We start from the raw sequence: 23,564 nt of genomic DNA, 5'->3' as shown, positions 1-23,564 counted from the left end.
GCTCAATGACCCCAATTGCCGATTTCCGCTGCAAACCCTTCACCGCCGGCTACGCCATCGGCCCCCAGGGAATACAGGTCGTACGTGCCATCCGTCGATCTCACACCCGGATTGAGGTACTGATAAGGCGTGTTCCACGGGTCGACCGGCATGCTCTTGAGGTAGCCCTGAGGGTTCCAGCCGCGCGGCGTGGGCAATCCCGAGGGACGTTTGACCAAGGCTTCCAGGCCTTGCTGGGTCGAGGGGTAATGGGCATTGTCGAGGCGATACATTTCCAGGGCGGTGGCGATGGCCTGGATATCGATTCTGGCGGCGGTGACCTTGGCCTGATCGGGACGGCTCATGAACTGCGGCACCACAATGGCCCCCAGCACGCCGATGATGACCACCACCACCATGATTTCGATCAGGGTAAAACCGCGTTGCACGCGGGAAAAGCTTTTGCGGGCAGGTTGCATGGATCAATTCACCAATTGGTTGAGGCTGAGAATCGGGAGCAGGATGGCCATGACGATCAGCAGCACAACGCCGCCCATCAGCACCAGCATGGCCGGCTCGAACAGGCTCACCACCAGCGCAATGCGCGCGGCGAGGCTGTTTTCCTGTTGTTCGGCGGCGCGGGCCAACATGCGGTCGAGTTCGCCGGCACGTTCACCGCTGGCGATCATGTGCAGCATCATCGGCGGGATGTCGCCGCTCAGTTCCAGGCCGCGGGTGAGCGTTCCGCCTTCGCGCACGGAACGGGCGACATCGACCATCCGCGCGCGAATGCTCAGGTTGCCGATGACCGCGGCGGAAATTTCCAGTGCGTCCACCAAGGGCACGGCACTTTTGCCGAGGATCGCCAGGGTGCTGGCAAACCGCGCGGCTTCCATGGCCCGCAGTACTTCACCGATGACGGGCGCACTCAGCAGCCAACGATGCCAGCGCAGACGCCATTGCGGCTGCTGCCAGCTCCAGCGCCACAGGCCGAACAGCGTCACCAGCACGCCTGTCAGCAACAGGAAATGGTTGCGCAGGCCGTTGCTCACGCCGATCAGTGCCTGGGTCAGCCAGGGCAACGGCTGGCCGCTGTCGACGAAGATCTTCACCACATCCGGCACCACGTAGCCGAGCAGAAAACCGACGATTGCCACGCTGGCCAGCATCAGGATCAAGGGATACACCAGGGCCATCTGGATCTTTTGCCGCGAGGCCTGGCGGGCCTGCGTGTAGGCCGCCAGTTGCTCCAGCACATGGCCCAGATGCCCCGAGCGCTCGCCGGCGGCCACGGTGGCGCGGAACAACTCGGGGAAGGCCCTGGGAAATTGTCCCAGGGCCGAGGCCAGGGCGTGGCCTTCCATCACCCGGCTCCTGACCGCCGAGAGCAGGCCTGCGACCTTGCGCTTCGAGCTCTGTTTCGTCACCGCCTCGAGTGCCTCTTCCAGAGGCAGCCCGGCCTGAACCAGCGTTGCCAGCTGCAAGGTCAACAACGCCAGATCAGCCGCGCTCAGGCCTGCGCCGCGAGGTTGCTTGCCTGTATCGCTGCCGACCCGGACCTCGATCAACACACGCGGCCACACGCCACGCTCGCGCAACAGTTGTCGCGCATGACGAGGTCCATCGGCCTCCAGGCGTCCCTTGCAGGATCGGCCTTGGGCATCAAGGGCGCGGTAGTCGAAGGTGGGCATCCGTCAGTGCTCCTGGGTCACGCGCAGCAACTCATCGAGGCTGGTCAAGCCTTCCAGCACCCGCTGACGCCCGTCCTGGAACAGGCTGCGCGAGACCTTGCGCGTTGCGTCGACGAGGATTTGCTCACTGGCGCCCTGATGGATCAGCGCCGAGAAGGCGGGCGTCACGCTGATCAGTTCGTAGATGCCGATGCGCCCGCGATAGCCGTGCTGGCACTGCGCGCAGCGCGAGGCTTTGCACAGGGTGTGCGACATGGCCGGGTCGAGCCCCAGGCGCTCACAGGCCGCCGCATCGGCGGTGTACGAAACCTTGCAATGGGGGCACAGGGTGCGCAGCAGGCGCTGGGCCAGAATGCCCACCAGCGAGGACGCCAGCAGGTAGGCATCGACGCCCATGTCGACCAGCCGCGTGACGGCGCCGACCGCACTGTTGGTGTGCAAGGTCGACAGCACCAGATGCCCGGTCAAAGACGCCTGCACGGCGATCTCGGCGGTTTCGCGGTCGCGGATTTCGCCGACCATCACCACGTCCGGGTCCTGGCGCAGAATCGCCCGCAGGCCGCGGGCAAAGGTCATGTCGACTTTCGGGTTGACCGGCATCTGGCCCACACCCGGCAGGTGATACTCGATCGGGTCTTCGACCGTGAGAATGTTGCGCGTCTGGTCATTCAGACTGCTCAACGCCGCGTACAGGCTGGTGGTCTTGCCGGACCCGGTCGGCCCGGTCACCAGCAGGATGCCGTGGGGTTTACCCAACAACTGGCGCAGAGCCGCGAGGGTATCGTCCGGCATGCCCAGCCGATGCAGGTCCAGGCGTCCGGCCTGCTTGTCGAGCAGGCGCAGCACCACCCGTTCACCGTGGGCCGAAGGCAGCGTCGAGACCCGCACATCGACTTCATGCCCGGCCAGACGCAAGGCCATTCGCCCATCCTGGGGCACGCGTTTTTCCGCGATGTCCAGGCGCGCCATGACCTTGATCCGCGACACCAGCAACGTCGCCAGTTCGCGCTTGGGCCTGAGCATTTCACGCAGTTGACCGTCCACCCGCATGCGCACCGACAGGTACTGCTCGAAGGTTTCCAAGTGCACGTCCGAGGCGTGCTCGCGCACGGCCTCACCGAGCAGTGCGTTGATCAGGCGAATGATCGGCGCATCGCCCTGTTGCTCCAGCAGGTCGGCGGTCTGCGGCACCTGATCGACCAGGCTGAGCAAGTCCAGCTCTTCGTCCAGCCCTTGGGCGACCTGCTCCACCGCGCTTTGCCCCTTGCGATAGGCAGCCGCCAGCCGTGAGGCATATTCGTCGGCGTCGACGATGACGAACGGCAGCGTCGACCCGCACACCCGGCGCGCCTCTGACAGTGCGCTGAGTGGTGCATCGCTGCGCAGGGCAAGGCGCAGATCGTCGCCGTCACGCTCCAGCAACACACCAAAACGCCGGGCGAAGCCGAAGGGCAACTGCTCACTGAATTCGCCCATGGGTTACTGCGCCTTGCCGCGCAAGTCGAACACTGGCGCGTCGCTGGCCGGTTCAAACAACCCGCGTGCCTCGGATGGCAGCAACAACGAGTTGTTTTCCCCCGCTCCTGACTTGCTCAGGTCACGCAGTGCGTTGTAACGCTGCTGGCTGACCTGGGACAGGTCCTCCTTGCTGCGCACGATGGTCGGGCGCAAGAACACCATCAGATTGCTTTTGGTCTGGGTGTCGCGGCTCCAGCGGAACAACGCGCCGAGGTAGGGAATGTCTCGCAGCAGCGGCACGCCGCTTTTCTGGGTGCGCACGCTGTCGCGGATCAGGCCGCCGATCACGATGATTTCGCCATCGTCGGCGAGGATGGTGCTTTTGAGCGCGCGCTTGTTGGTGATCAGGTCCGAGGAGTCGATGCCCGACACCGAGGGGGCGATGTCCGACACCTCCTGCTCGACCTCCAGGCGCAACGTCGAGCCTTCGTTGATGTAAGGCTTGATCTTCAGGCTGATGCCGACGTCCTTGCGCTCGACGGTGGTGAACGGATTCTCCGCGCCGTTGCTGTTGGTGGCGTAGGAACCGGTCTTGAACGGCACGTTCTGGCCGACGATGATTTCCGCTTCCTGATTGTCCAGGGTCAACAGGCTCGGGGTAGACAGCAGGTTGCTGTGGGTGTTGCTGGCCAGGGCCGAAATCAGCGCACCGAAGCGGTCGCTGCCCAGTTGCACGATCGCCCCTTCCGGCGCCGATCGTTTCTCGTCGAACTTCAGCCCGCCGACAATCGGAATGTCGGTGCCGGGAAAGTTGATGAAGCCCTTGGCGTCGCCGGTGTTGAGGTTCCACTGCACTCCGACGGCCTCGGCGATGTCGCCGGAGATTTCGACGATGGCGGCATGGATCAACACCTGGGCCCGCGGCTGGTCCAGCTGGCGCACGATGCTTTCGATGGTCCGCACCTGTGCCGGCTCGGCAATCAGCACCAGTGCGTTCTGGCTTTCGTCGGCCTTGATCATGAAGGCTGCGCCGCCCGACATGTCCTTGGCGCTGCCGGTGGCGGACGTCTGTTTCCTGCCCTGCCCCATCGACTCCAGAATCTCGGCCAACTGCTTGGCATCGCTGTGGCGCAGGCGAATCACCCGGGCGTTGTCGAGGGTCGTGGTGGCCGGTGTATCGAGCCCGCGGGCCAGTTCGATCAAACGCTGGCGAACGACCGGCGGGCCAATGAAAATCAGGCGATTGGTCCGGGTGTCAGCCAGTACCTGTATCGCCGACTCGGCATTGCGCTTGCCCATGGAGGCCTCGATCACCGGCGCGACATCCCCCGCCTGGGCATGCTTGAGCTGAAGCACCGCGTGCAGGTTGTTCTGCCCGGAGTCCAGTTCACGGATCACCCGGGCGATGCGCTTCACATTGGCGGCCGTATCGGTCAGCACCAACGCGTTGGCCGACACCGAGGGGCCGACATAACCGTTGGCAGAAACCAACGGCCGCACCAGCCCGGCGATATCGGTGGCGCTACCGGTGTTCAACCCGATGACTTCGGTCACGAACTGCGACGCCGTGGTGGTTTTTACCGTGCCCTGACCGGCCCGGGTCCTGGCCTCGGCAACCGGGGTGATGAGAATCCGGTCGCCCTCATCGATCACCGTAAAATTGTGGGCGTCGAGCACTGAATAGAACAACCGGCGCACCCCTTCACGATCGAGGGCCTGCCGGGACATGACGGTGATACGACCGGAGACCTTGGGGTCCAGCACTACCGTGGTCCCGAGAATGCTGGAGATCTCTTCGACGATGTCGCGCAGCTCTGCGTTGTTCATCGCCAGTTGCCATTTTTCTTCGGCGCCTCGAAGCGTGTCCGGGAAGGCTGCAGCCGCCAGAACGGCAAGCAAAAGCATGGAACGCAACCAATGCGCGCCGACGAAGCTGTTCATGAAATTCATCACTCTGGCTGCCCGGAGAGCGGGCGTAAAAAATGCGTGGTCGTGGTGACCGATTGAGCATCGGCGGATGATTCGAGTCCCGTCAGGAACCGTGCGCCAGAGGGGACGAGCGTTAGCAGCTCTTCCCGGCCCTTGTTCCACAGCACAACCTGGTGGGTCTCGATACGACGCAGGACACTGCCGCCGGGCAAACGCTCGCCCACCTGATAGAGACGAGAACCTTGAGCATTGGCCAGCAGTGCCTTGGATAGTCCGCTGCTGACAAAGCTCGCTTGCAGGGTCAGCGGTTCGGCGCTGGGCCGCGGTGTGGCCTCCGTCGTCAGGCCGAACACAATGGCAATCGATGTTGTTTCGAGCGGTTCACGTGCCGGCACCGTCTCCAGAGCTGCGATGTCGGGCAACGGTGAAACCAGATGCTCGCGAAACGTCCGTTCCTGCCACGCCAGAAACACCGCCGCGCCCGCTGGCAACGCGAGCCAGCAAATGCTGCTCAGGCATGCCCGAAAGCGTTGTCCGGAAAAATTCGAAACCTTCATTTTCAACTCGGTACTCAGCAGAAGTGCCTGGCTTCAGGCGACCTTTTTTGAGGTCGCCTGAAGCCAGTTGCGGGGACTTACAACTTGTCCCACGCCATGTGCGAGTGAGCACCGACACCTGGCTCGAAGCCGCTGGCGGTAGGGGTGTACTGCTTGCAATAACCCGACGCAGGGAACGGCTTGCACTCGAAGACTTCGTCGGTCTTCGGTTGCAGCACCTTGGTGCCGGCGGTGTAGTCGCTGAGGCCTTCAGGGAATACGAAGTCGTATTCGATGACCGCGCCTTCACCGGTCAGTTGGGTGGTCTTGGTGTCCTGACGGGTGGTGCGGCCATCCAGGGTGGTGCCGACCAGGGTCAGCGTGTGCGCACCAGGATTGCTGCGCACATCCAGGGACAACGAGGTGGAGCCGGTGGCCACTTGTGCCGATGTGGTGCCGACCGGTTTGTTGTTCTGATCGAACAAGGTCGCTTCGACGTCCATCGCGCGGTTCGCAGTCATGCTGAATTCGACTTTGGCCCGGCCTTTATCCAGGACGTATTCGGCTTGCTGAGAGGTCACCGCCATGTGCGCAGCGGCGTCTTCCTTCATGTCCAACTGCACTTCATAGCGGACTACGCCGCTTTCTTTTTGCACGTAGAGGCGATTGGTGCCTTTGACCGGGACAACATTGCCACTCTCGTCGCGGATACCGGCGCGAACCAGGGTGTGGGTCTGGTTGATTTTTTCCGCCAGCTTGTACGACCAGTCTTGCGGTGTGCCTTCTTCAGCGTTATCGATACTGATTTCCACGCTGTATTGCGCACTCTCGCCCTTGGCGGTAAACGCGCGGGCCTTGACCTTGTCACCCACCAGCAACGGGGTCGATGACGCAATGCTGCCTACTGGCGACCAGCCGCCCGGCAAGTCGGGTTCGGCGAGGATGTTCACGTCTGCGACGTTGTAAAACGCGGCGTCGGTGTCACCGACAGTCCAGATGGCCAGGATGACGTGGTGGCCGGATTTGTCAGACGGGAGGGTGCAACTGTGCCTGGCACCCGACACAGGCAACTGGTTGCCGCCATCGATGGTGCAGAACGGCGTGCTTTCGAAGGTGGCGCGCTTGAGCGACTCGTTCGGGTTCCAGCCGTCACTGGAGATGAAATACTCGTGCTTGGTCGCCGGGTGGACGGCGGTGTAACGCCATTGGAAATCGATGTTGCGATCCTTGATTTCCGTCAGGTGCCAGCGGGTGGCGGACTGTGCGTCCAGTGCGGAGAACAGCGCGTGACCGCCGCTGGCGATCTTGCCATCCACCGGCCCCTGCAAGGGGGCACCGCCGACACCTGCCGGAAAGCCCTTGAAGGTTTCACCGACGCTCTGCGGCTCGTACTGCGCGCCGCCACAATTGGTGTTCAAACCTTTCTGGCAGGCCAGTGCGCGTGACGGCGGCACATCCAGATAGCCATGGGCAGAAACGGTTTGAGAGGCCAGCATTGCCGATAACAGGATCATCGAAGAGGTGCAGGCCGTTAATGCACTTCTTTTATCAAATGTAATTTTCATGATGTGTTCCAGACTGCTTATCGAAAACAAGGCGCCTTGCAGGCGGCGATGTTTGCTTCGTTACCGTTCAGCGTTGTGCTGAACAGGGGGTCTGGAACCTTACGGGGATGACGAGGAATTCTATGTAGGAGTAATCATCGAGCCGGGCAGGAATGGTCTGCTCATTCGAATTTCAATCAGGAAAGAAAATACCCTGCCAACAGAAACGCTACATCCGGAGATGTATTTCTGCAGGGCATAAAAAAGGTTCTTCACGGAATCCCGGGGGAACACAGAAAACGAAATATCTGTAGGAGCTGCCGAAGGCTGCGATCTTTTGATTTTGATCTTCAGCTATCTCCAGATAGCAAAATCAAGATCAAAAGATCGCAGCCTTCGGCAGCTCCTACAGGGGAACACGTGCACCACCAAACAGTTATCGGTGCTCCCCGGCATGGCGTGAACAACCATAAAAAAACCTGTCCGGCACGAGGCGGGACAGGTTTCTGGAAAACGGTGCTGGCCGTTACTCGTGATATTGCGCCGACAATTCATGCACGGCGCGCAGGAATGCACCGGCGTGTTCCGGATCGACTTCCGGCGTAATGCCATGACCGAGGTTGAACACGTGGCCGCTGCCCTTGCCGTAGCTGGCGAGAATGCGCCCGACTTCAGCGCGAATGGCTTCCGGTTTGGCGTAGAGCACGGTCGGGTCCATGTTGCCTTGCAGTGCGACCTTGTCGCCAACACGGGCACGGGCATTGCCGATGTCGCAGGTCCAGTCCAGGCCCAATGCATCAGCACCGGCATCGGCGATGCTTTCCAGCCACAGGCCGCCGTTCTTGGTGAACAGGATGACCGGCACCTTGCGGCCTTCGTGCTCGCGGATCAGGCCGCTGACGATTTTGCGCATGTAGGCCAGGGAGAACTCCTGGTACGCCGCTGCCGACAGGTTGCCGCCCCAGGTGTCGAAGATCTGCACCGCTTGTGCACCGGCCATGATCTGGCCGTTGAGGTAGCTGGTGACCGACTGCGCAAGCTTGTCCAGCAACAGGTGCATGGCTTGCGGGTTGTCGTAGAGCATGGCCTTGGTCTTGCGGAAGTCTTTCGACGAGCCGCCTTCGACCATGTAGGTCGCCAGGGTCCATGGGCTGCCGGAGAAACCGATCAACGGCACACGACCGTTCAGTTCGCGGCGGATGGTGCTGACCGCGTCCATCACGTAGCCCAGGTCTTTCTGCGGGTCGGGAATCGGCAGGGCTTCGATGTCGGCCAGGGTGCTGACGACTTTCTTGAATCGCGGACCTTCGCCGGTTTCGAAGTACAGGCCCTGGCCCATGGCATCGGGGATGGTCAGGATGTCGGAAAAGAGGATCGCCGCGTCCAGTTGCGGATAGCGGTCGAGCGGTTGCATCGTGACTTCGCAAGCGAACGCCGGGTTCATGCACAGGCTCATGAAATCGCCGGCCTTGGCGCGGCTGGCGCGGTATTCAGGCAGGTAGCGACCGGCCTGACGCATCATCCACACGGGGGTGACGTCTACGGGTTGCTTGAGCAGGGCGCGCAGGAAACGGTCGTTCTTCAGGGCAGTCATGTCGGCATCCGGAAAAAAAGTGAGGGCATTTTCTCAGAGCCGGACGCAAAAGGCACGGCAAGAGCGGAGGCTTTTGTCTATCGGGTCAATTTGTCGCAATGAAATACAGAGTTTAGCAACACCAAGAAACAACTGTGGGAGCGGGCTTGCTCGCGAATGCGGTTTGTCAGGCAACAAAACTGTCGACTGACACTCCCTCTTCGCGAGCAAGCCCGCTCCCACACTTTTACTGCATTTCAAGGCTGGATCGGGTGCTTAGACGCCCAGGTAATCCAGGATCCCTTCAGCCGCATTACGGCCTTCGAAGATCGCCGTCACCACCAGATCCGAACCGCGCACCATGTCGCCACCGGCGAAGATTTTCGGGTTGCTGGTCTGGTGCTTGTACTGACCCTGCTCCGGAGCCACAACGCGGCCCTGGCTGTCGGTCTGGATCTCGAACTGCTCGAACCACGGCGCCGGGCTAGGACGGAAACCGAACGCGATGACCACGGCGTCGGCCGGGATGATCTCTTCGGAACCCGGGATCGGCTCGGGGCTGCGACGGCCACGGGCGTCCGGTTCGCCGAGACGGGTCTCGACCACTTTCACGCCTTCGACCTTGTCTTCACCAACAATCGCAATCGGCTGGCGGTTGTAGAGGAATTTCACGCCTTCTTCCTTGGCGTTCTTCACCTCTTTGCGCGAGCCCGGCATGTTCGCTTCGTCACGACGATAGGCGCAGGTCACCGACTTGGCGCCCTGGCGGATCGACGTACGGTTGCAGTCCATCGCCGTGTCGCCACCGCCCAGTACCACGACCTTCTTGCCTTTCATGTCGACGAAATCTTCCGGCGACTTTTCAAAGCCCAGGTTGCGGTTGACGTTGGCGATCAGGAAGTCCAGCGCGTCGTACACGCCCGGCAGGTCCTCACCGGCAAAGCCGCCCTTCATGTAGGTGTAGGTGCCCATGCCCATGAATACCGCATCGTATTCTTCGAGCAGCTGCTCCATGGTCACGTCCTTGCCCACCTCGGTGTTGAGGCGGAACTCGATGCCCATGCCGGTGAAGACTTCGCGGCGATTGCTGAGCACGGTCTTTTCCAGCTTGAACTCGGGAATGCCGAAGGTCAGCAGACCGCCGATTTCCGGGTTCTTGTCGAACACCACCGGGGTCACGCCGCCGCGCACCAGCACGTCGGCACAGCCCAGGCCCGCAGGCCCGGCACCGATGATCGCGACACGCTTGCCGGTCGGCTTGACCTTGGACATGTCCGGGCGCCAGCCCATGGCGAACGCGGTGTCGGTGATGTACTTCTCAACCGAACCGATGGTTACCGCGCCGAAGCCGTCGTTGAGGGTGCACGCACCTTCGCACAGACGGTCCTGCGGGCACACGCGGCCGCAGACTTCCGGCAGGGTGTTGGTCTGGTGCGACAACTCGGCGGCCTGGAGGATGTTGCCCTCGGCCACCAGCTTCAGCCAGTTGGGAATGAAGTTGTGCACCGGGCACTTCCATTCGCAATACGGGTTACCGCAACCCAGGCAGCGGTGGGCCTGGTCGGCCGACTGCTGGGGTTTGAAGGGTTCGTAGATTTCCACGAACTCTTTCTTGCGTTGACGCAACAGTTTCTTCTTCGGATCCTTGCGCCCGACCTCGATGAATTGGAAGTCGTTGCTGAGACGTTCGCCCATCTTCAAAACCTCTTACACGACAGCTTCAAGCTACAAGCTTCAAGCTGCAAGACAATCACGGTGGCAGGCACAACGCGCTCTGCTGTTAACTTGCGGCTTGAAGCTTGCCGCTTGCAGCTGCGTCGTTACTGCGGATTCGCACGAGTACTGGAGAGCAGAGATTTCAAGCTCGCCGCCTTAGGTTTGACCAGCCAGAAACGACGCAAGTAATCATCGAGGTTCTCGGCGAGCTCACGACCCCACTCGCTGTCGGTTTCCTCGACGTACTCGTTCAGCACGCGTTGCAGGTGGCTACGGTAGGCTTCCATCGCCTCGCCGCTGATCCGCTGGATTTCCACCAGTTCGTGGTTGACCCGGTCAACGAAGGTGTTGTCCTGGTCGAGCACATAGGCGAAACCGCCGGTCATGCCAGAGCCGAAGTTGTAACCGGTCTTGCCCAATACGCAGACGAAACCACCGGTCATGTACTCGCAGCAGTGATCGCCAGTGCCTTCCACCACGGTGTGGGCACCGGAGTTACGCACGGCGAAGCGCTCGCCCGCGGTGCCGGCGGCGAACAGCTTGCCGCCCGTGGCGCCGTACAGGCAGGTGTTGCCGATGATGGCACTGTCCTGGGTGCGGTAGACGCTACCCTTCGGCGGAACGATCACCAGCTTGCCGCCGGTCATGCCCTTGCCGACGTAGTCGTTGGCGTCGCCTTCCAGGTACATGTTCAGGCCGCCGGCGTTCCACACACCAAAGCTCTGGCCCGCAGTGCCCTTGAAGCGGAAGGTGATCGGCGCATTGGCCATGCCCTGGTTGCCGTGCTTGCGCGCGATTTCGCCGGAGATCCGTGCACCGATGGAACGGTCGCAGTTGCAGATATCCAGGGCGAATTCAGCGCCGCTCAGGTCGTTGATCGCCGAGGTGGCCATGTCGACCATCTTCTCGGCCAGCAGGCCTTTGTCGAACGGCGGGTTGCGGTCTACGCCACAGAACTGCGGTTTGTCCGCCGGCACGTGGTCGCTGCCCAGCAACGGAGTCAGGTCCAGGTGATGCTGCTTGGCGGTCTGGCCTTCGAGGACCTCCAGCAGATCGGTACGGCCGATCAGTTCCTCGAGGGAACGCACGCCCAGCTTGGCCAGCCACTCACGGGTTTCTTCGGCGACGTAGGTGAAGAAGTTCACCACCATGTCGACGGTGCCGATGTAGTGGTCCTTGCGCAGCTTCTCGTTCTGGGTCGCAACGCCGGTGGCGCAGTTGTTCAGGTGGCAGATGCGCAGGTATTTGCAGCCCAGGGCGATCATCGGCGCGGTGCCGAAGCCAAAGCTTTCAGCGCCGAGGATGGCCGCCTTGATCACGTCAAGGCCGGTTTTCAGGCCGCCGTCGGTCTGTACCCGGACTTTGCCGCGCAAGTCGTTGCCACGCAGGGTCTGGTGGGTTTCGGCCAGGCCGAGTTCCCACGGCGCGCCCGCGTATTTGATCGAGGTCAGCGGCGATGCACCGGTGCCGCCGTCGTAGCCGGAGATGGTGATCAAGTCCGCGTAGGCCTTGGCCACACCGGCGGCGATGGTGCCGACGCCGGCTTCCGCTACCAGCTTCACCGAAACCAGCGCCTTCGGGTTGACTTGTTTCAGGTCGAAAATCAGCTGCGACAAGTCTTCGATCGAGTAGATGTCGTGGTGCGGCGGTGGCGAGATCAAGGTCACGCCCGGCACTGCGTAACGCAGCTTGGCGATCAGACCGTTCACTTTACCGCCCGGCAGTTGACCGCCCTCGCCCGGCTTGGCGCCCTGGGCGACCTTGATCTGCAGCACTTCGGCGTTGACCAGGTACTCCGGGGTCACACCGAAGCGGCCAGTCGCAACCTGCTTGATTTTCGAGCTCTTGATGGTGCCGTAGCGCGCCGGGTCTTCGCCGCCTTCGCCGGAGTTGGAACGCGCACCGAGGCGGTTCATGGCTTCGGCCAGGGCTTCGTGAGCTTCCGGCGACAGGGCGCCCAGGGAGATACCGGCGGAGTCGAAGCGCTTGAGCACCGATTCCAGCGGTTCGATCTCGCTCATGTCTAAAGGAGTGTCGAGGGTTTTGACTTTCAGCAGGTCGCGGATCATCGACACCGGGCGGTTATCCACCAGCGAGGTGTATTCCTTGAACTTGCTGTAGTCGCCCTGCTGCACCGCAGCCTGCAGGGTGTTGACCACGTCCGGGTTGTACGCGTGATATTCGCCACCGTGGACGAACTTCAGCAGGCCGCCTTGCTGGATCGGCTTGCGCGGACTCCAGGCTTCGGTGGCCAGGGCTTTCTGCTCGGCTTCGATGTCGACGAAACGCGCACCCTTGATGCGGCTCGGCACGCCACGGAAGCTCAGGTTGCAGACTTCCTCGGACAGGCCGATGGCCTCGAACAACTGTGCACCACGGTACGAAGTGATGGTCGAGATGCCCATCTTCGACAGGATCTTGAGCAGGCCCTTGGTGATGCCTTTGCGGTAGTTCTTGAACACCTCGTAGAGGTCGCCCAGCACTTCACCGGTACGGATCAGGTCACCCAGCACTTCGTAAGCCAGGAACGGATAAACGGCAGAGGCGCCGAAACCGATCAACACGGCGAAGTGATGCGGATCGCGAGCGGTCGCGGTTTCCACCAGGATATTGGAATCGCAACGCAGGCCTTTTTCGGTCAGGCGGTGGTGCACCGCGCCGGTAGCCAGAGACGCGTGGATTGGCAACTTGCCCGGGGCGATGTGACGGTCACTCAGCACGACCTGGGTACGACCGGCGCGCACGGCTTCTTCGGCCTGATCGGCAACGTTGCGGATGGCCGCTTCGAGGCCGACGCTTTCGTCGTAGTTCAGGTCGATGATCGCGCGCTCGAAGCCCGGACGATCGAGGTTCATCAGCGAGCGCCACTTGGCCGGGGAAATGACCGGCGAGCTGAGGATCACGCGCGAGGCGTGTTCCGGCGACTCCTGGAAAATGTTGCGCTCGGCACCGAGGCAGATCTCCAGCGACATGACGATGGCTTCACGCAGCGGGTCGATCGGCGGGTTGGTGACCTGCGCGAACTGCTGGCGGAAATAGTCGTACGGCGTGCGCACTCGCTGGGAAAGCACGGCCATCGGCGTATCGTCGCCCATCGAGCCCACGGCTTCGTAGCCCTGTTCACCGAGCGGACGCAGCACCTGGTCGCGCTCTTCGAACGTGACCTGGTACATCTTCATGTATTGCTTGAGCTGATCGACGTCGTAGAACGCAGAGCCGTGGTCGTTGTCTTCCATAGTCGCCTGGATGCGCAGGGCATTCTTGCGCAGCCATTGCTTGTACGGATGACGCGACTTCAAACGGTTGTCGATGGCATCGGTGTCGAGGATCTGACCGGTCTCGGTGTCCACGGCAAAGATCTGCCCCGGGCCTACGCGGCCCTTGGCGATCACGTCTTCAGGCTGGTAGTTCCAGACACCGATTTCCGAGGCCAGGGTGATGAAACCGTTCTTGGTGGTGACCCAACGCGCCGGACGCAGTCCGTTACGGTCGAGCAGGCACACCGCGTAGCGACCGTCGGTCATTACCACGCCGGCCGGGCCGTCCCACGGTTCCATGTGCATCGAGTTGTATTCGTAGAACGCGCGCAGATCCGGGTCCATGGTCTCGACGTTCTGCCACGCTGGCGGAATGATCATCCGCACGCCACGGAACAGGTCGATGCCGCCGGTGACCATCAGCTCCAGCATGTTGTCCATGCTCGAGGAGTCGGAACCCACACGGTTGACCAGCGGGCCGAGTTCTTCCAGATCCATCAGGTCGTTGGTGAACTTGGTGCGACGGGCCACGGCCCAGTTGCGGTTGCCGGTGATGGTGTTGATCTCGCCGTTGTGCGCCAGGAAGCGGAACGGTTGAGCCAGCGGCCATTTCGGCAGGGTGTTGGTGGAGAAGCGCTGGTGGAACACGCAAATCGACGTTTGCAGGCGCTCATCGCTCAGGTCCGGATAGAAGGCGGTCAAGTCCGCCGGCATCATCAGGCCTTTGTAAATGATGGTCTTGTGCGAAAAGCTGCAGACGTAGTGGTCGGTGTCGGCGGCGTTGGCCACGGACGAGCGACGACGGGAGGTGAACAGCTTGACGGCCATGTCCTGGTCGCTCAGGCCTTCACCACCGATGAACACTTGCTCGATCTGCGGCAGGCGCTCAAGGGCCAGACGGCCGAGGACGCTGGTGTCGATCGGCACTTTGCGCCAGCCGACCAGTTGCAGGCCAGCGGCCAGGATCTCGCGGTTCATGTTCTCGCGAGCGGCTTCGGCTTTGACCGGGTCCTGGTTGAAGAAGACCATGCCCACCGCATATTGCTTGGGCATTTCGACGCCGAAGGTTTCCTGGGCGATGGCTCGCAGGAACACGTCCGGCTTTTGAATCAGCAGACCGCAACCGTCACCGGTCTTGCCGTCGGCATTAATCCCACCGCGGTGGGTCATGCAGGTCAGGGCCTCGATGGCCGTTTGCAAAAGGGTATGACTGGGCTCGCCCTGCATATGGGCTATCAGGCCGAAACCACAGTTATCCTTGAATTCATCTGGTTGGTACAGACCTGCTTTCATAGACACTTTCTCACCAGGCTGCCTCTGTACGAGGCAAATTTCTTTTCAATTCAACCACTTGCCATCCGCGCCGAACGTACGCCAGCTTTGCGGGGACAAAAGGGAGGTCATTGTACACACCGACACTTGGCCTCACAAATTTGACGACGAAATGTCGCAAATCCATGTCGCATTTGTGAAAGGTTTAAAGGGATCTGCTGTGCTAGTCAAAACTTTTTTAATTTTGACCGCAACGACTCAAAGACTACTGTGACGCAGACACCACAAGGCACGCAGCCCGAAAGGTTGCGCGCACTTGTAGAAATTTTGAGGTGCTTGGAGAGGCGGCCTGGGTAAGGCCGCCGAATCTTCAGCGAGTTGTTGCCAGTTCCTGTTGGACGCTGGCGACAGTGCGAGGCCAAGGTTTACCAGCCTGAACCTTCGCTGGCAAGGCCTTGATGGCGGAAACGGCTGCATCACGATTGGCGAAGTTGCCGTAGGTGATCACGTAGAGCGGCTTGCCATTGAGGACTTTCTTGAAATAACGGTACTCGCCGCCCTGCTCTTTGACGAAGCTTTGTGCGGCAGTCTCGGAGCTGGTGCCGAGGATTTGCACCACGTAGTTGCCCGGAGCCTGACCGGCGTACCAGGTGCCGCCAGCAGCCTTGGCTGCCGGAGCCGGTTTCTCGGCAGGCTTGGTCGCCGCCGCAACGGCTGGCTTGGCTGGCGCTGGAGCAGGCTTGGCCACTGGAGCTGGCGCTGGCTTGGCCGTGGCGACCTGAGTCGGCGCAGGTGCAGGCTTGGCCGCTGGTGTCGGCGCAGGGCCGGCAGGAACGCCCACAGGCGGCGCCGTAGTGGTCACCGTCGGCGGTGTGGCGCTGGAGCCTTCAACCGGAACGCCGTCGTCGCCTTCGGTGATGCCGCCTGCAGCCTCAGCCAGCGGGGCGCGCATGACCGGTTGCGAGTTACCGACCAACGGCAATGGCATCGGCTGCGTGTTGCCGGCGAATTCGACGGCCGGAGCACCGCCATTTGCGGTTGGCTGGCCCTGGCCAAGCGGCAGTTGCGCCTGTTCATTGGCCGGCGCACCGGTGGTCGGTGCCTTGTTGCGACCCGGCATCATCCAGGCGGCAGCTACCGCAACCACGACAACGGCGGAAATCGCCAATACGTGTTTCTTCGGCATATTGAACCCCATTTTTGGACGCTTGACCGCAGAGCGGCTGGCGATCATGGCTTCGATCATTGCATCGCGAGCGACCTGATTGATGCTGCCAGGCCAGCCTTCGGAGCTTTCGTGAATATCAGAGATCTGATTCGCGGTGAAAAGTTCGATGCCGCGGCCAGCGCCCTCGAGCCGCTGCTCCAGATACTCGCGGGTTTCGTCCTCGGTATAGGGCTGCAGTTCGATGACGTGGAATCGCTCCTCCTCGAGATGCAAAGCCTCAAGCTGAGCGATCAGCGAGGTTTCACCGAACAGGAACACATGCGGGCGACCTTCAGGCGCACCGGCCCCCAGGACCATCAGAACCTCAAGGCCGGACTCATCGAGCTGTTCGGCGTCATCGACCAGCAAATAGACTTCCTGGCCGGTGAGCGCAAGCTGCACCACCTGGGCCAGGATAGCGTCGGCATCCGCCTGGGCGACATTCAGCGCCTGGGCCACCTGACGCAGCACACCGGCCGCATCGCCGGCGCCACGGGCGGACACCACCACGCTTTGTACCGACTGCTTGTTGGTGCTGGCGACCAGGGCCTGACGCAACAGGGTCTTGCCGCTGCCCTCGGGGCCAGTGACCACCAGCAGCAACTGACTGTAGCGGGCCAGGTGATGCAACTGTCCCAGCACGGGTTTGCGCTGGGCCGGGAAAAATTTGAAGCCAGGCACCCGTGGAGCGAAAGGGTCGTGACTCAACTGGTAATGGCCGAGGAAAGCCTCGTCGGCATGCAAACTAGTCATCGTGTTCTTATTAACCTTTAAGCTGAGCCAGGGCGCGGTAGTCTGCCCCCAGCGTGGCCTGTAGAACCTCTTTCGGATAATCGTCGGTCACCACCGCTTCACCCATGTGGCGCAGCAGCACCAGGCGCAAACGACCGTCGATCACTTTTTTATCAATGGACATATGTTCGAGGAAATCGGCTTCTGTCATCTCTTCTGGCGGAATGACCGGCAGCCCTGCTCGCTGGAACAGACGAATGCCGCGATCACGCTCCTGCTCGCTGATCCAGCCCAGTCGCGCGGACATTTCCAGCGCCATTACAGTGCCAGCAGCCACCGCTTCTCCATGTAGCCAGACACCATAGCCCATGTGGGTTTCGATGGCGTGGCCAAACGTGTGGCCCAGGTTCAACGTGGCACGAACGCCCGTCTCTTTCTCATCGGCACCGACCACCGCGGCCTTGGCCGCGCAGGAGCGCTCGATGGCATAGGTCAGGGCTTGCTGGTCCAGGTTGCGCAGACGGTCGACGTTGTCTTCGAGCCAGGTCAGGAACGGCTCATCACAGATCAGCCCGTACTTGATGACTTCCGCCAGACCGGCGGACAGTTCGCGCGCCGGCAGGGTATTGAGGCTGGCGGTATCGATCAGCACCACGTTCGGCTGATAGAAGGCGCCGACCATGTTCTTGCCCAGCGGATGGTTGATCCCGGTCTTGCCGCCCACCGAGGAGTCGACCTGCGACAGCAGCGTGGTCGGGACCTGGATGAAATCGACGCCGCGCTGGTAGCAGGCGGCGGCAAAGCCGGCCATGTCACCGATCACACCGCCACCGAGGGCGATCACCGTTGTACGGCGATCATGCCGCGCGGTCAGCAGACCGTCGAAAATCAGTTGCAGGGTTTCCCAGGTCTTGAAGGCTTCACCGTCGGGCAGCACCACGGAAATCACCGAGAACTGCGCCAGGCTGCGGGTCAGACGCTCGAGATAGAGCGGTGCAACAGTCTCGTTGGAGATGATCGCCACTTGCCGCCCGCGAATGTGCGGGGCCAGCAGCTCAGGCTGATCCAACAAACCTTCGCCAATATGAATCGGGTAGCTGCGCTCGCCTAGATCGACCTTGAGTGTCTGCATGTGTCCCCACAGTGAAGATGAATCAGGCGTCCTGCCTTGAGTTAACGAATATCCACGGCATCTGCTGGTGTGACGCCGTTCGGTAGCCATCCGCCACAACCTTGAGCGGTCATGGCGAGACGCCGAGGATAGCGCATTTCGCGCGGCGCTTTAACGGGGTGGCAACTGCTGCAGGCGCTCTAGAATGTCGAGTACGACCATTCGCGGTGGTCGCTCATCGGTTTCGACCACCAGGTCGGCAATTTCCCGGTAAAGCGGATCGCGGATCGCCAACAGGTCCCGAAGGGTCTTGGCCGGATCGGCGGTACGCAACAATGGCCGATTGCGGTCACGGGCCGTGCGGCCGACCTGCTGCTCGACCGAGGCATGCAGATAAACCACCCGCCCACCGGCATGCAGTGCCCGACGATTGGCTTCGCGCATGACCGCGCCCCCACCTGTCGCCAGCACCACACCGTCGTAGTCGCACAGCTCGGCAATCATTGCCTGCTCGCGATCACGAAAGCCCGGTTCGCCTTCTTTATCGAAGATCCAAGGGATATTGGCGCCCGTGCGCAATTCAATTTCCTTATCGGAATCTTTGAATGGCAGGCGCAGCTCTTTGGCCAGCAACCGGCCGATGGTGCTTTTTCCAGCACCCATCGGTCCTACAAGAATCAAATTTCGCACAGAATCAATGACTCACAGCAATCGCCTGATTATTCATGATACGCGGAGTGAGGAATACCAACAGCTCGGATTTTTTCTCCGAAACCACATCACGCCGGAAAAGGCGGCCAAGATACGGCACATCGCCAAGAAATGGCACCTTATCTACGACCTTGCTCTGAGTATTTGAGAAAACACCGCCAATGACGATGGTCTCGCCATCGTTGACCAGGACCTTGGCGTTGACTTCGTTTTTCTTGATGGGTGGTACATCCTGGACCTTGTTCAGGTAGTCCGGCTCGTCCTTGGTCACCTTCACTTCCATGATGATCCGGTTGTCGGGCGTGATCTGCGGCGTCACCTCCAACGACAGCGAAGCCTCCTTGAACGACACCGAAGTCGCGCCACTGGAACTGGCCTCCTGATAGGGAATCTCGGTGCCCTTGAGGATCTTGGCGGTTTCCTTGTCGGACGTGACCACCTTGGGTTGCGAGACGATTTCGCCGTTGCCGGTTTTCTCCATGGCTGTCAGCTCCAGGTCCAGCAAGACGTTATCGGTGATGAACGCGATGCCGATTCCCGAGGTGTTGTTGGCGACGCCCATGTCGACGAACGGTGAGTTGGTGCTGGTACTGCCGGGCGTGCCGATGGTCGATGACCCGTTGAGTCCATTGCTCACACCGGAGGTGTTCCAGTTGCCCCTGTTCTGTATCGATCCGCCCCAGCGCACCCCGAGGCTTTTGTCATAGTCGACGTTGGCTTCGACAATCCGCGCCTCGATCATGACCTGACGCACAGGGATATCCAGCTGCGTGACGATCCTGCGCAGCTCATCAAGCCGCTCCTGGGTCTGGTAGGCAATGATGTTGTTGGTGCGCTCGTCGACAGTGATCGACCCCCGTTCGTCGGGTTTCGCTTCGGCACTGGTCACCGACTGGAAGAGCTTGGCGATGTCCGCCGCCTTGGCGTAATTCACCTGCAACAGCTCCCGGCGCAACGGCGCCAGATCGGCAATCTGCTTTTGTGATTCCAGTTCCTGACGCTCACGGGCAGCAATTTCATCGGCCGGCGCAACAAGCAGGACATTGCCGACCTTGCGCTTGTCCAGCCCCTTGGTTTTCAGCACCAGATCCAGCGCCTGATCCCACGGCACGTTCTGCAGGCGCAACGTGATGCCACCCTGCACCGTGTCGCTGGCCACCAGATTGAGGTTGGTGAAATCGGCGATCAATTGCAGCACCGAACGCACATCGATGTCCTGGAAATTCAGCGAAAGCTTCTCGCCGCTGTAAGCCTGTAGCCCGGCATTGCGCTTTTGCAGGTCGTCGACCGTCGCCGGGCGAACGCTGACCGTGAGCTTGCTGTCGGTCTGATAGGTCGAGTAGTCGAACGCACCACCGGGCTCGATGCTGATGATTGCTCGATCGCCGCTTGCGCTGGCATTGACGAACTGCACAGGCGTGGCGAAATCCTTCACATCCAGACGCACGCGCAGCGGCTCGGGCAATCGGGTTTTGGCAAACCCGACAATAATCTTGCCCTCGCGCTGCTGTATGTCGGGAGCAATCGATGGATCCGACAAGTCGATCACCACGTTGCCCTCGCCCTGCGTGCCTCGCTGAAAATCCACACCCCGAATGGCCTTGCCCGGCGTCGCAGCGGCGCGTACCGGCATTGCCGGGGCCGCCGACCTGAGTGTCGACGGTTTGACACCCTGCCCGACTACCACCAGCAAATTGTTGCCTTCAATTCGCGAGTCGTACGGGGCCGACTGAGCCAGGTTGATGATCAATCGCGTACGGTCCCCGGCCTCCACCACCGTTGCACTACGGGCATTTCCACTGCCGAGATCGCGCGTCTTGCTGGCCAGTTGACTGGTGACACCCGGCAAATCCAGCGCAATCCGGGCCGGCGACTCCGTCATGTAGCCCTGAGGCAACGGGGGCGGTGCATCGAACGACAACTTCAACTCGACCCGGTCTCCCGGCAGCGCAGCGACATCCAGCGCCTTGAGATTGGCCGCTTGTACCATCGGCGACAACATCGCTATCCATAGCGAAAGGCCGAAGGCGGAGAAAATCCTGTTCATTATGCGGGTTCCACTATGAGTGCTCTTTCAAAGGGATGGTCCGGGGACGCTCCAGCCACGCACCCTGACCATCAGGGACAATTTCAACCACATCGACTTGCGAACCACTGATCGCAACGATTCGTCCGTCGTTACGCCCCAGGTAATCACCGACCTTCAGGCGGTGCACGCCACCCGCCCCGCGCAACAGGGCAAAAGAGCCCTTTGCATTGGAAAGGGTGCCGACCATTTCAAACTGCTCGATGTTGAAACCTTCGAGGTATTGCCTGACCCGGTCAGGGTCGGGTTTGACGTTGCGCGAACCCCGCCGATGGGCCGCCAGATCAGTGCTGAGCTGTGGTGAAAACGGACTGCGCAGGTTCGCTGCGTCGTAGATGAATGTCGGGTAAGACCGGAATACCGGCGTTGGTTCAATACTGCCCGGGCCGCGCAGGCGTATTTCGCTCAGGTAGGCGTCCAGATCGCTGTAGTCATCGCCAGCGCCACAGCCGGACAGAACAGACAGCAACAGCACCATCGAAAAACAACGCGCCGGGGTCATTGATGTCGCCCCGTTTCGCTGTAGCGGTAGGTCTTGGCGAGGATACTCAAGCGCAGTTTCGGAGCACCCTGGGGACTGACGGGGGCAAGGTCGAAATCGTGCAAGGTGACGATTCGCGGCAACCCGGCCACACCACTGACGAAGGTCGCCAGGTCGTGGTAACCGCCGGTGACCGTGATCTGGATCGGCAACTCGATGTAGAACGGCTGGGCGACTTCCGGCAGCAGCTTGATCTCCTCGAACTCCAGGCCACTACCCAGACCTGTACGCGTGATGTCTTCCAGCAAGCCGGGCACTTCGGTGTCGCCGGGCAGTTGCCGCAACAGCACGCCGAAAGCGTTCTCCATCTCTTTCAACTGCTGGGTGTAGAGATCGAGATTCGCCGCCATGCGGGCTTTGCCGGCGAACTGTTCCTTGAGCGCCGACTCTTCCTCACGCTTCAGATCGAGCTGGCTCTCGAGGTCGCGAGTGGAAAAGTTGTAACCCAAGGTCAGCACCACAAGCATGAGCAAACCGGCCACCAGACACTTGATCGCCGGTGGCCAGGCCCCCATGTTTCCGGTGTCCAGATCGTTGAAGTCGATCTTGCGCAACCCTTCGAACCATTCGGACAGCCTCATTTGCCGCCCTCCGGTGCTGCGGGTTGAGTCTGGCGAACGGTCAACTGGAAGATGTTGGCCTGCGCCACCTGACCGGCAGCCGCGGCCTTGACTTCAGTCAGGCTCGGCGCATCGAACCAGTCTGATGCTTCGAGGTTGCGCATCAAGTCTGAAACACGGCTATTGGATTGCGCGGCACCGGTGATGGACAAGGTCTTTGCGGCCATTCTCACGTCGGTGAAATACACGCCGTCAGGCAGTGCTCGCGCCAACTGGTCAAATATTCGCCCGCTGATTTGGCGGTTGTCTTGCAGGCCCTGGATGATGCGCATGCGCTCGACCAGTTGCTGGCGGCGCTCCTTGAGATCATTGATCTGTGTGATCCGCTCATCGACCACGGCGATTTGCCTGCCGATGTAATCGTTACGGGCGATTTGCCGGTCGATGGCACGACTGATGGCCTGGTTGGCAACCAGCACTGCGCCCATAGTGCCCGCCATAGCAACCACCAGGACCAGCAGGAAACGTTTGCGGCGAACTTCACGCCGCTCCTCGCGCCAGGGTAAAAGGTTGATCCGCGCCATCAGTCGAAGCTCCTGAGGGCCAGACCACAGGCGATCATCAACGCCGGGGCATGACTCGCCAGGGCAGCACCGTTGACCTTGCTGCCCAGCGTCATTGCGGAAAAAGGGTTCGCGATCAGGGTCGGCGTACCCAATTGCCGCTCGACCAAACAGTCCAGCCCCGGGACCGACGCGGTACCGCCGGCCAGCAGGATATGGTCGACGGCGCTGTACTGGCCGGCGGCAAAGAAGAATTGCAACGAGCGCGACACCTGCTGCACCAGTGCCTGTTGAAAGGGCTGCAAGACCTCACCGGCATAGTCATCCGGCAGGCCGCCCTTCCTTTGCGCCAGACTCGCCTGCTCCAGCGTCAGGCCATAGCGACGCTGGATTTCCCCGGTCAACTGCCGACCGCCGAACAGTTGCTCGCGGGTGTAGATAATTCGCCCGTCGTGCAGCACGCTCAGTGTGGTCATGGTGGCGCCGATATCCACTACTGCGACCGTCAACGGTTTCTCGGAGACCGCTAGCCGACCGGCCAGCAACCCGAATGAGCGCTCCAGTGCATAGGCCTCGACATCGACTACGCGGGCAGTCAGCCCGGCCAGGGCCAGGGCGGCCTCGCGGACCTCGAGGTTTTCCTTGCGGCAAGCCGCGAGCAGCACGTTGACGCGCTCCGGGTTGCGCGCGGAGGAACCCTGGACTTCAAAGTCGATCGCGACTTCATCCAGGGGATAAGGGATGTATTGATCCGCCTCGATCTTCAGCTGGCTTTCCAACTCGTCTTCGGAAAGAGCGGCATCCATTTCGATGATCTTGGTGATCACTGCCGAGCCTGCCACAGCCACGACCACGCCCTTGAGGCCGGTTCTGGCCCTGGTCAGCGCGCGCGAAAGGGCCAGCCCCACGCCTTCGAGGTCAGCAATGTTCTTTTCGATCACCGCGCCGACCGGCAACGGCTCGACCGCATAAGCCTCGACCCGGTAGCGTTCGCCCTGGCGGCTCAATTCCAGAAGCTTTACCGAGGTAGAGCTGATATCGATTCCCAGGAGCGTACTGGATTTTTTGTTGAAGAGTCCTGGCACTACCAATTCCCTA

At 61.2% G+C, this 23,564-nt stretch carries 17 protein-coding genes; all 17 read right to left on the bottom strand.

What is annotated here, in order from left to right:
- Positions 1 to 2: 2 nt before the first annotated feature.
- The 17 genes from gspG to ACEN83_RS01245 all read right to left on the bottom strand — a co-directional run bounded on the left by gspG (position 3) and on the right by ACEN83_RS01245 (position 23,551).
- A complete protein-coding gene (gspG, locus tag ACEN83_RS01325) occupies positions 3 to 458 on the bottom strand; it encodes a type II secretion system major pseudopilin GspG (protein WP_495579290.1) in 456 nt (151 codons plus the stop codon).
- Between the two features lie 3 nt (positions 459 to 461).
- Positions 462 to 1,670, bottom strand: coding sequence for a type II secretion system inner membrane protein GspF (gene gspF, locus ACEN83_RS01320; protein WP_495579289.1), 1,209 nt, complete (start codon positions 1,668 to 1,670; stop codon positions 462 to 464).
- A gap of 3 nt (positions 1,671 to 1,673) precedes the next feature.
- On the bottom strand, positions 1,674 to 3,146 hold the full coding sequence (gspE, locus tag ACEN83_RS01315; protein ID WP_495579288.1) for a type II secretion system ATPase GspE: 1,473 nt from the start codon (positions 3,144 to 3,146) through the stop codon (positions 1,674 to 1,676).
- A 3-nt stretch (positions 3,147 to 3,149) separates the two neighbouring features.
- Positions 3,150 to 5,069 carry a type II secretion system secretin GspD gene (gspD, locus tag ACEN83_RS01310; protein WP_495579287.1) on the bottom strand — a complete coding sequence of 640 codons (1,920 nt, stop codon included), beginning with the start codon at positions 5,067 to 5,069 and terminating at the stop codon, positions 3,150 to 3,152.
- An 8-nt stretch (positions 5,070 to 5,077) separates the two neighbouring features.
- Complete coding sequence (locus ACEN83_RS01305) at positions 5,078 to 5,614, bottom strand: type II secretion system protein N (RefSeq protein ID WP_495579286.1); 537 nt, start codon at positions 5,612 to 5,614, stop codon at positions 5,078 to 5,080.
- A gap of 77 nt (positions 5,615 to 5,691) precedes the next feature.
- Entirely contained in the window at positions 5,692 to 7,158 is a 1,467-nt protein-coding gene (gbpA, locus tag ACEN83_RS01300) for an N-acetylglucosamine-binding protein GbpA (protein WP_495579285.1), read from the bottom strand.
- Between the two features lie 505 nt (positions 7,159 to 7,663).
- Positions 7,664 to 8,731 carry a uroporphyrinogen decarboxylase gene (gene hemE, locus ACEN83_RS01295; protein ID WP_095964623.1) on the bottom strand — a complete coding sequence of 356 codons (1,068 nt, stop codon included), beginning with the start codon at positions 8,729 to 8,731 and terminating at the stop codon, positions 7,664 to 7,666.
- Between the two features lie 255 nt (positions 8,732 to 8,986).
- Positions 8,987 to 10,405: an FAD-dependent oxidoreductase gene (locus ACEN83_RS01290; RefSeq protein WP_095964622.1), complete on the bottom strand. Its 1,419-nt coding sequence runs from the start codon at positions 10,403 to 10,405 to the stop codon at positions 8,987 to 8,989.
- A gap of 125 nt (positions 10,406 to 10,530) precedes the next feature.
- The gene (gltB, locus tag ACEN83_RS01285) at positions 10,531 to 14,976 is read right to left on the bottom strand and encodes a glutamate synthase large subunit (RefSeq protein ID WP_495579284.1); all 4,446 of its coding nucleotides are present in this window, start codon (positions 14,974 to 14,976) and stop codon (positions 10,531 to 10,533) included.
- Between the two features lie 349 nt (positions 14,977 to 15,325).
- Positions 15,326 to 16,915, bottom strand: a complete 1,590-nt coding sequence (locus ACEN83_RS01280) for an ExeA family protein (RefSeq protein ID WP_495579283.1) — start codon at positions 16,913 to 16,915, stop codon at positions 15,326 to 15,328.
- A 10-nt stretch (positions 16,916 to 16,925) separates the two neighbouring features.
- The gene (gene aroB, locus ACEN83_RS01275) at positions 16,926 to 18,026 is read right to left on the bottom strand and encodes a 3-dehydroquinate synthase (RefSeq protein WP_007975598.1); all 1,101 of its coding nucleotides are present in this window, start codon (positions 18,024 to 18,026) and stop codon (positions 16,926 to 16,928) included.
- 150 nt (positions 18,027 to 18,176) lie between these two features.
- On the bottom strand, positions 18,177 to 18,695 hold the full coding sequence (aroK, locus tag ACEN83_RS01270; RefSeq protein WP_015093141.1) for a shikimate kinase AroK: 519 nt from the start codon (positions 18,693 to 18,695) through the stop codon (positions 18,177 to 18,179).
- Positions 18,696 to 18,699: 4 nt separating this feature from the next.
- The gene (locus ACEN83_RS01265) at positions 18,700 to 20,763 is read right to left on the bottom strand and encodes a type IV pilus secretin PilQ (protein ID WP_495579282.1); all 2,064 of its coding nucleotides are present in this window, start codon (positions 20,761 to 20,763) and stop codon (positions 18,700 to 18,702) included.
- A 13-nt stretch (positions 20,764 to 20,776) separates the two neighbouring features.
- Positions 20,777 to 21,304, bottom strand: coding sequence for a pilus assembly protein PilP (locus ACEN83_RS01260; RefSeq protein ID WP_258683173.1), 528 nt, complete (start codon positions 21,302 to 21,304; stop codon positions 20,777 to 20,779).
- Positions 21,301 to 21,924 carry a type IV pilus inner membrane component PilO gene (locus tag ACEN83_RS01255; RefSeq protein ID WP_116580787.1) on the bottom strand — a complete coding sequence of 208 codons (624 nt, stop codon included), beginning with the start codon at positions 21,922 to 21,924 and terminating at the stop codon, positions 21,301 to 21,303. The genes ACEN83_RS01260 and ACEN83_RS01255 overlap by 4 nt, the downstream gene beginning before the upstream one ends.
- Positions 21,921 to 22,487 carry a PilN domain-containing protein gene (locus tag ACEN83_RS01250; protein ID WP_495579281.1) on the bottom strand — a complete coding sequence of 189 codons (567 nt, stop codon included), beginning with the start codon at positions 22,485 to 22,487 and terminating at the stop codon, positions 21,921 to 21,923. Before ACEN83_RS01250 ends, ACEN83_RS01255 begins: the two co-directional genes overlap by 4 nt.
- Positions 22,487 to 23,551 (bottom strand): pilus assembly protein PilM, encoded by a 1,065-nt coding sequence (locus ACEN83_RS01245; protein WP_495579280.1) that lies wholly within the window; start codon positions 23,549 to 23,551, stop codon positions 22,487 to 22,489. Before ACEN83_RS01245 ends, ACEN83_RS01250 begins: the two co-directional genes overlap by 1 nt.
- Between the last annotated feature and the right edge of the window lie 13 nt (positions 23,552 to 23,564).

This window comes from Pseudomonas sp. Pseusp49, assembly GCF_059491875.1.
Note: the sequence above shows the minus strand (reverse complement) of the source record. Positions and strands in the feature narration are given on the sequence as shown.

Bases quoted from the DNA above. Each gene is read 5' to 3' on its own strand.
- ACEN83_RS01250 (WP_495579281.1), bottom strand. From the start codon at position 22,487: ATGGCGCGGATCAACCTTTTACCCTGGCGCGAGGAGCGGCGTGAAGTT.
- ACEN83_RS01305 (WP_495579286.1), bottom strand. From the start codon at position 5,614: ATGAAGGTTTCGAATTTTTCCGGACAACGCTTTCGGGCATGCCTGAGC.
- gspE (WP_495579288.1), bottom strand. From the start codon at position 3,146: ATGGGCGAATTCAGTGAGCAGTTGCCCTTCGGCTTCGCCCGGCGTTTT.
- ACEN83_RS01280 (WP_495579283.1), bottom strand. From the start codon at position 16,915: ATGACTAGTTTGCATGCCGACGAGGCTTTCCTCGGCCATTACCAGTTG.
- aroB (WP_007975598.1), bottom strand. From the start codon at position 18,026: ATGCAGACACTCAAGGTCGATCTAGGCGAGCGCAGCTACCCGATTCAT.
- gspF (WP_495579289.1), bottom strand. From the start codon at position 1,670: ATGCCCACCTTCGACTACCGCGCCCTTGATGCCCAAGGCCGATCCTGC.
- ACEN83_RS01260 (WP_258683173.1), bottom strand. From the start codon at position 21,304: ATGACCCCGGCGCGTTGTTTTTCGATGGTGCTGTTGCTGTCTGTTCTG.
- gspD (WP_495579287.1), bottom strand. From the start codon at position 5,069: ATGAACAGCTTCGTCGGCGCGCATTGGTTGCGTTCCATGCTTTTGCTT.
- gltB (WP_495579284.1), bottom strand. From the start codon at position 14,976: ATGAAAGCAGGTCTGTACCAACCAGATGAATTCAAGGATAACTGTGGT.
- gbpA (WP_495579285.1), bottom strand. From the start codon at position 7,158: ATGAAAATTACATTTGATAAAAGAAGTGCATTAACGGCCTGCACCTCT.
- ACEN83_RS01265 (WP_495579282.1), bottom strand. From the start codon at position 20,763: ATGAACAGGATTTTCTCCGCCTTCGGCCTTTCGCTATGGATAGCGATG.
- ACEN83_RS01290 (WP_095964622.1), bottom strand. From the start codon at position 10,405: ATGGGCGAACGTCTCAGCAACGACTTCCAATTCATCGAGGTCGGGCGC.
- ACEN83_RS01255 (WP_116580787.1), bottom strand. From the start codon at position 21,924: ATGAGGCTGTCCGAATGGTTCGAAGGGTTGCGCAAGATCGACTTCAAC.
- hemE (WP_095964623.1), bottom strand. From the start codon at position 8,731: ATGACTGCCCTGAAGAACGACCGTTTCCTGCGCGCCCTGCTCAAGCAA.
- gspG (WP_495579290.1), bottom strand. From the start codon at position 458: ATGCAACCTGCCCGCAAAAGCTTTTCCCGCGTGCAACGCGGTTTTACC.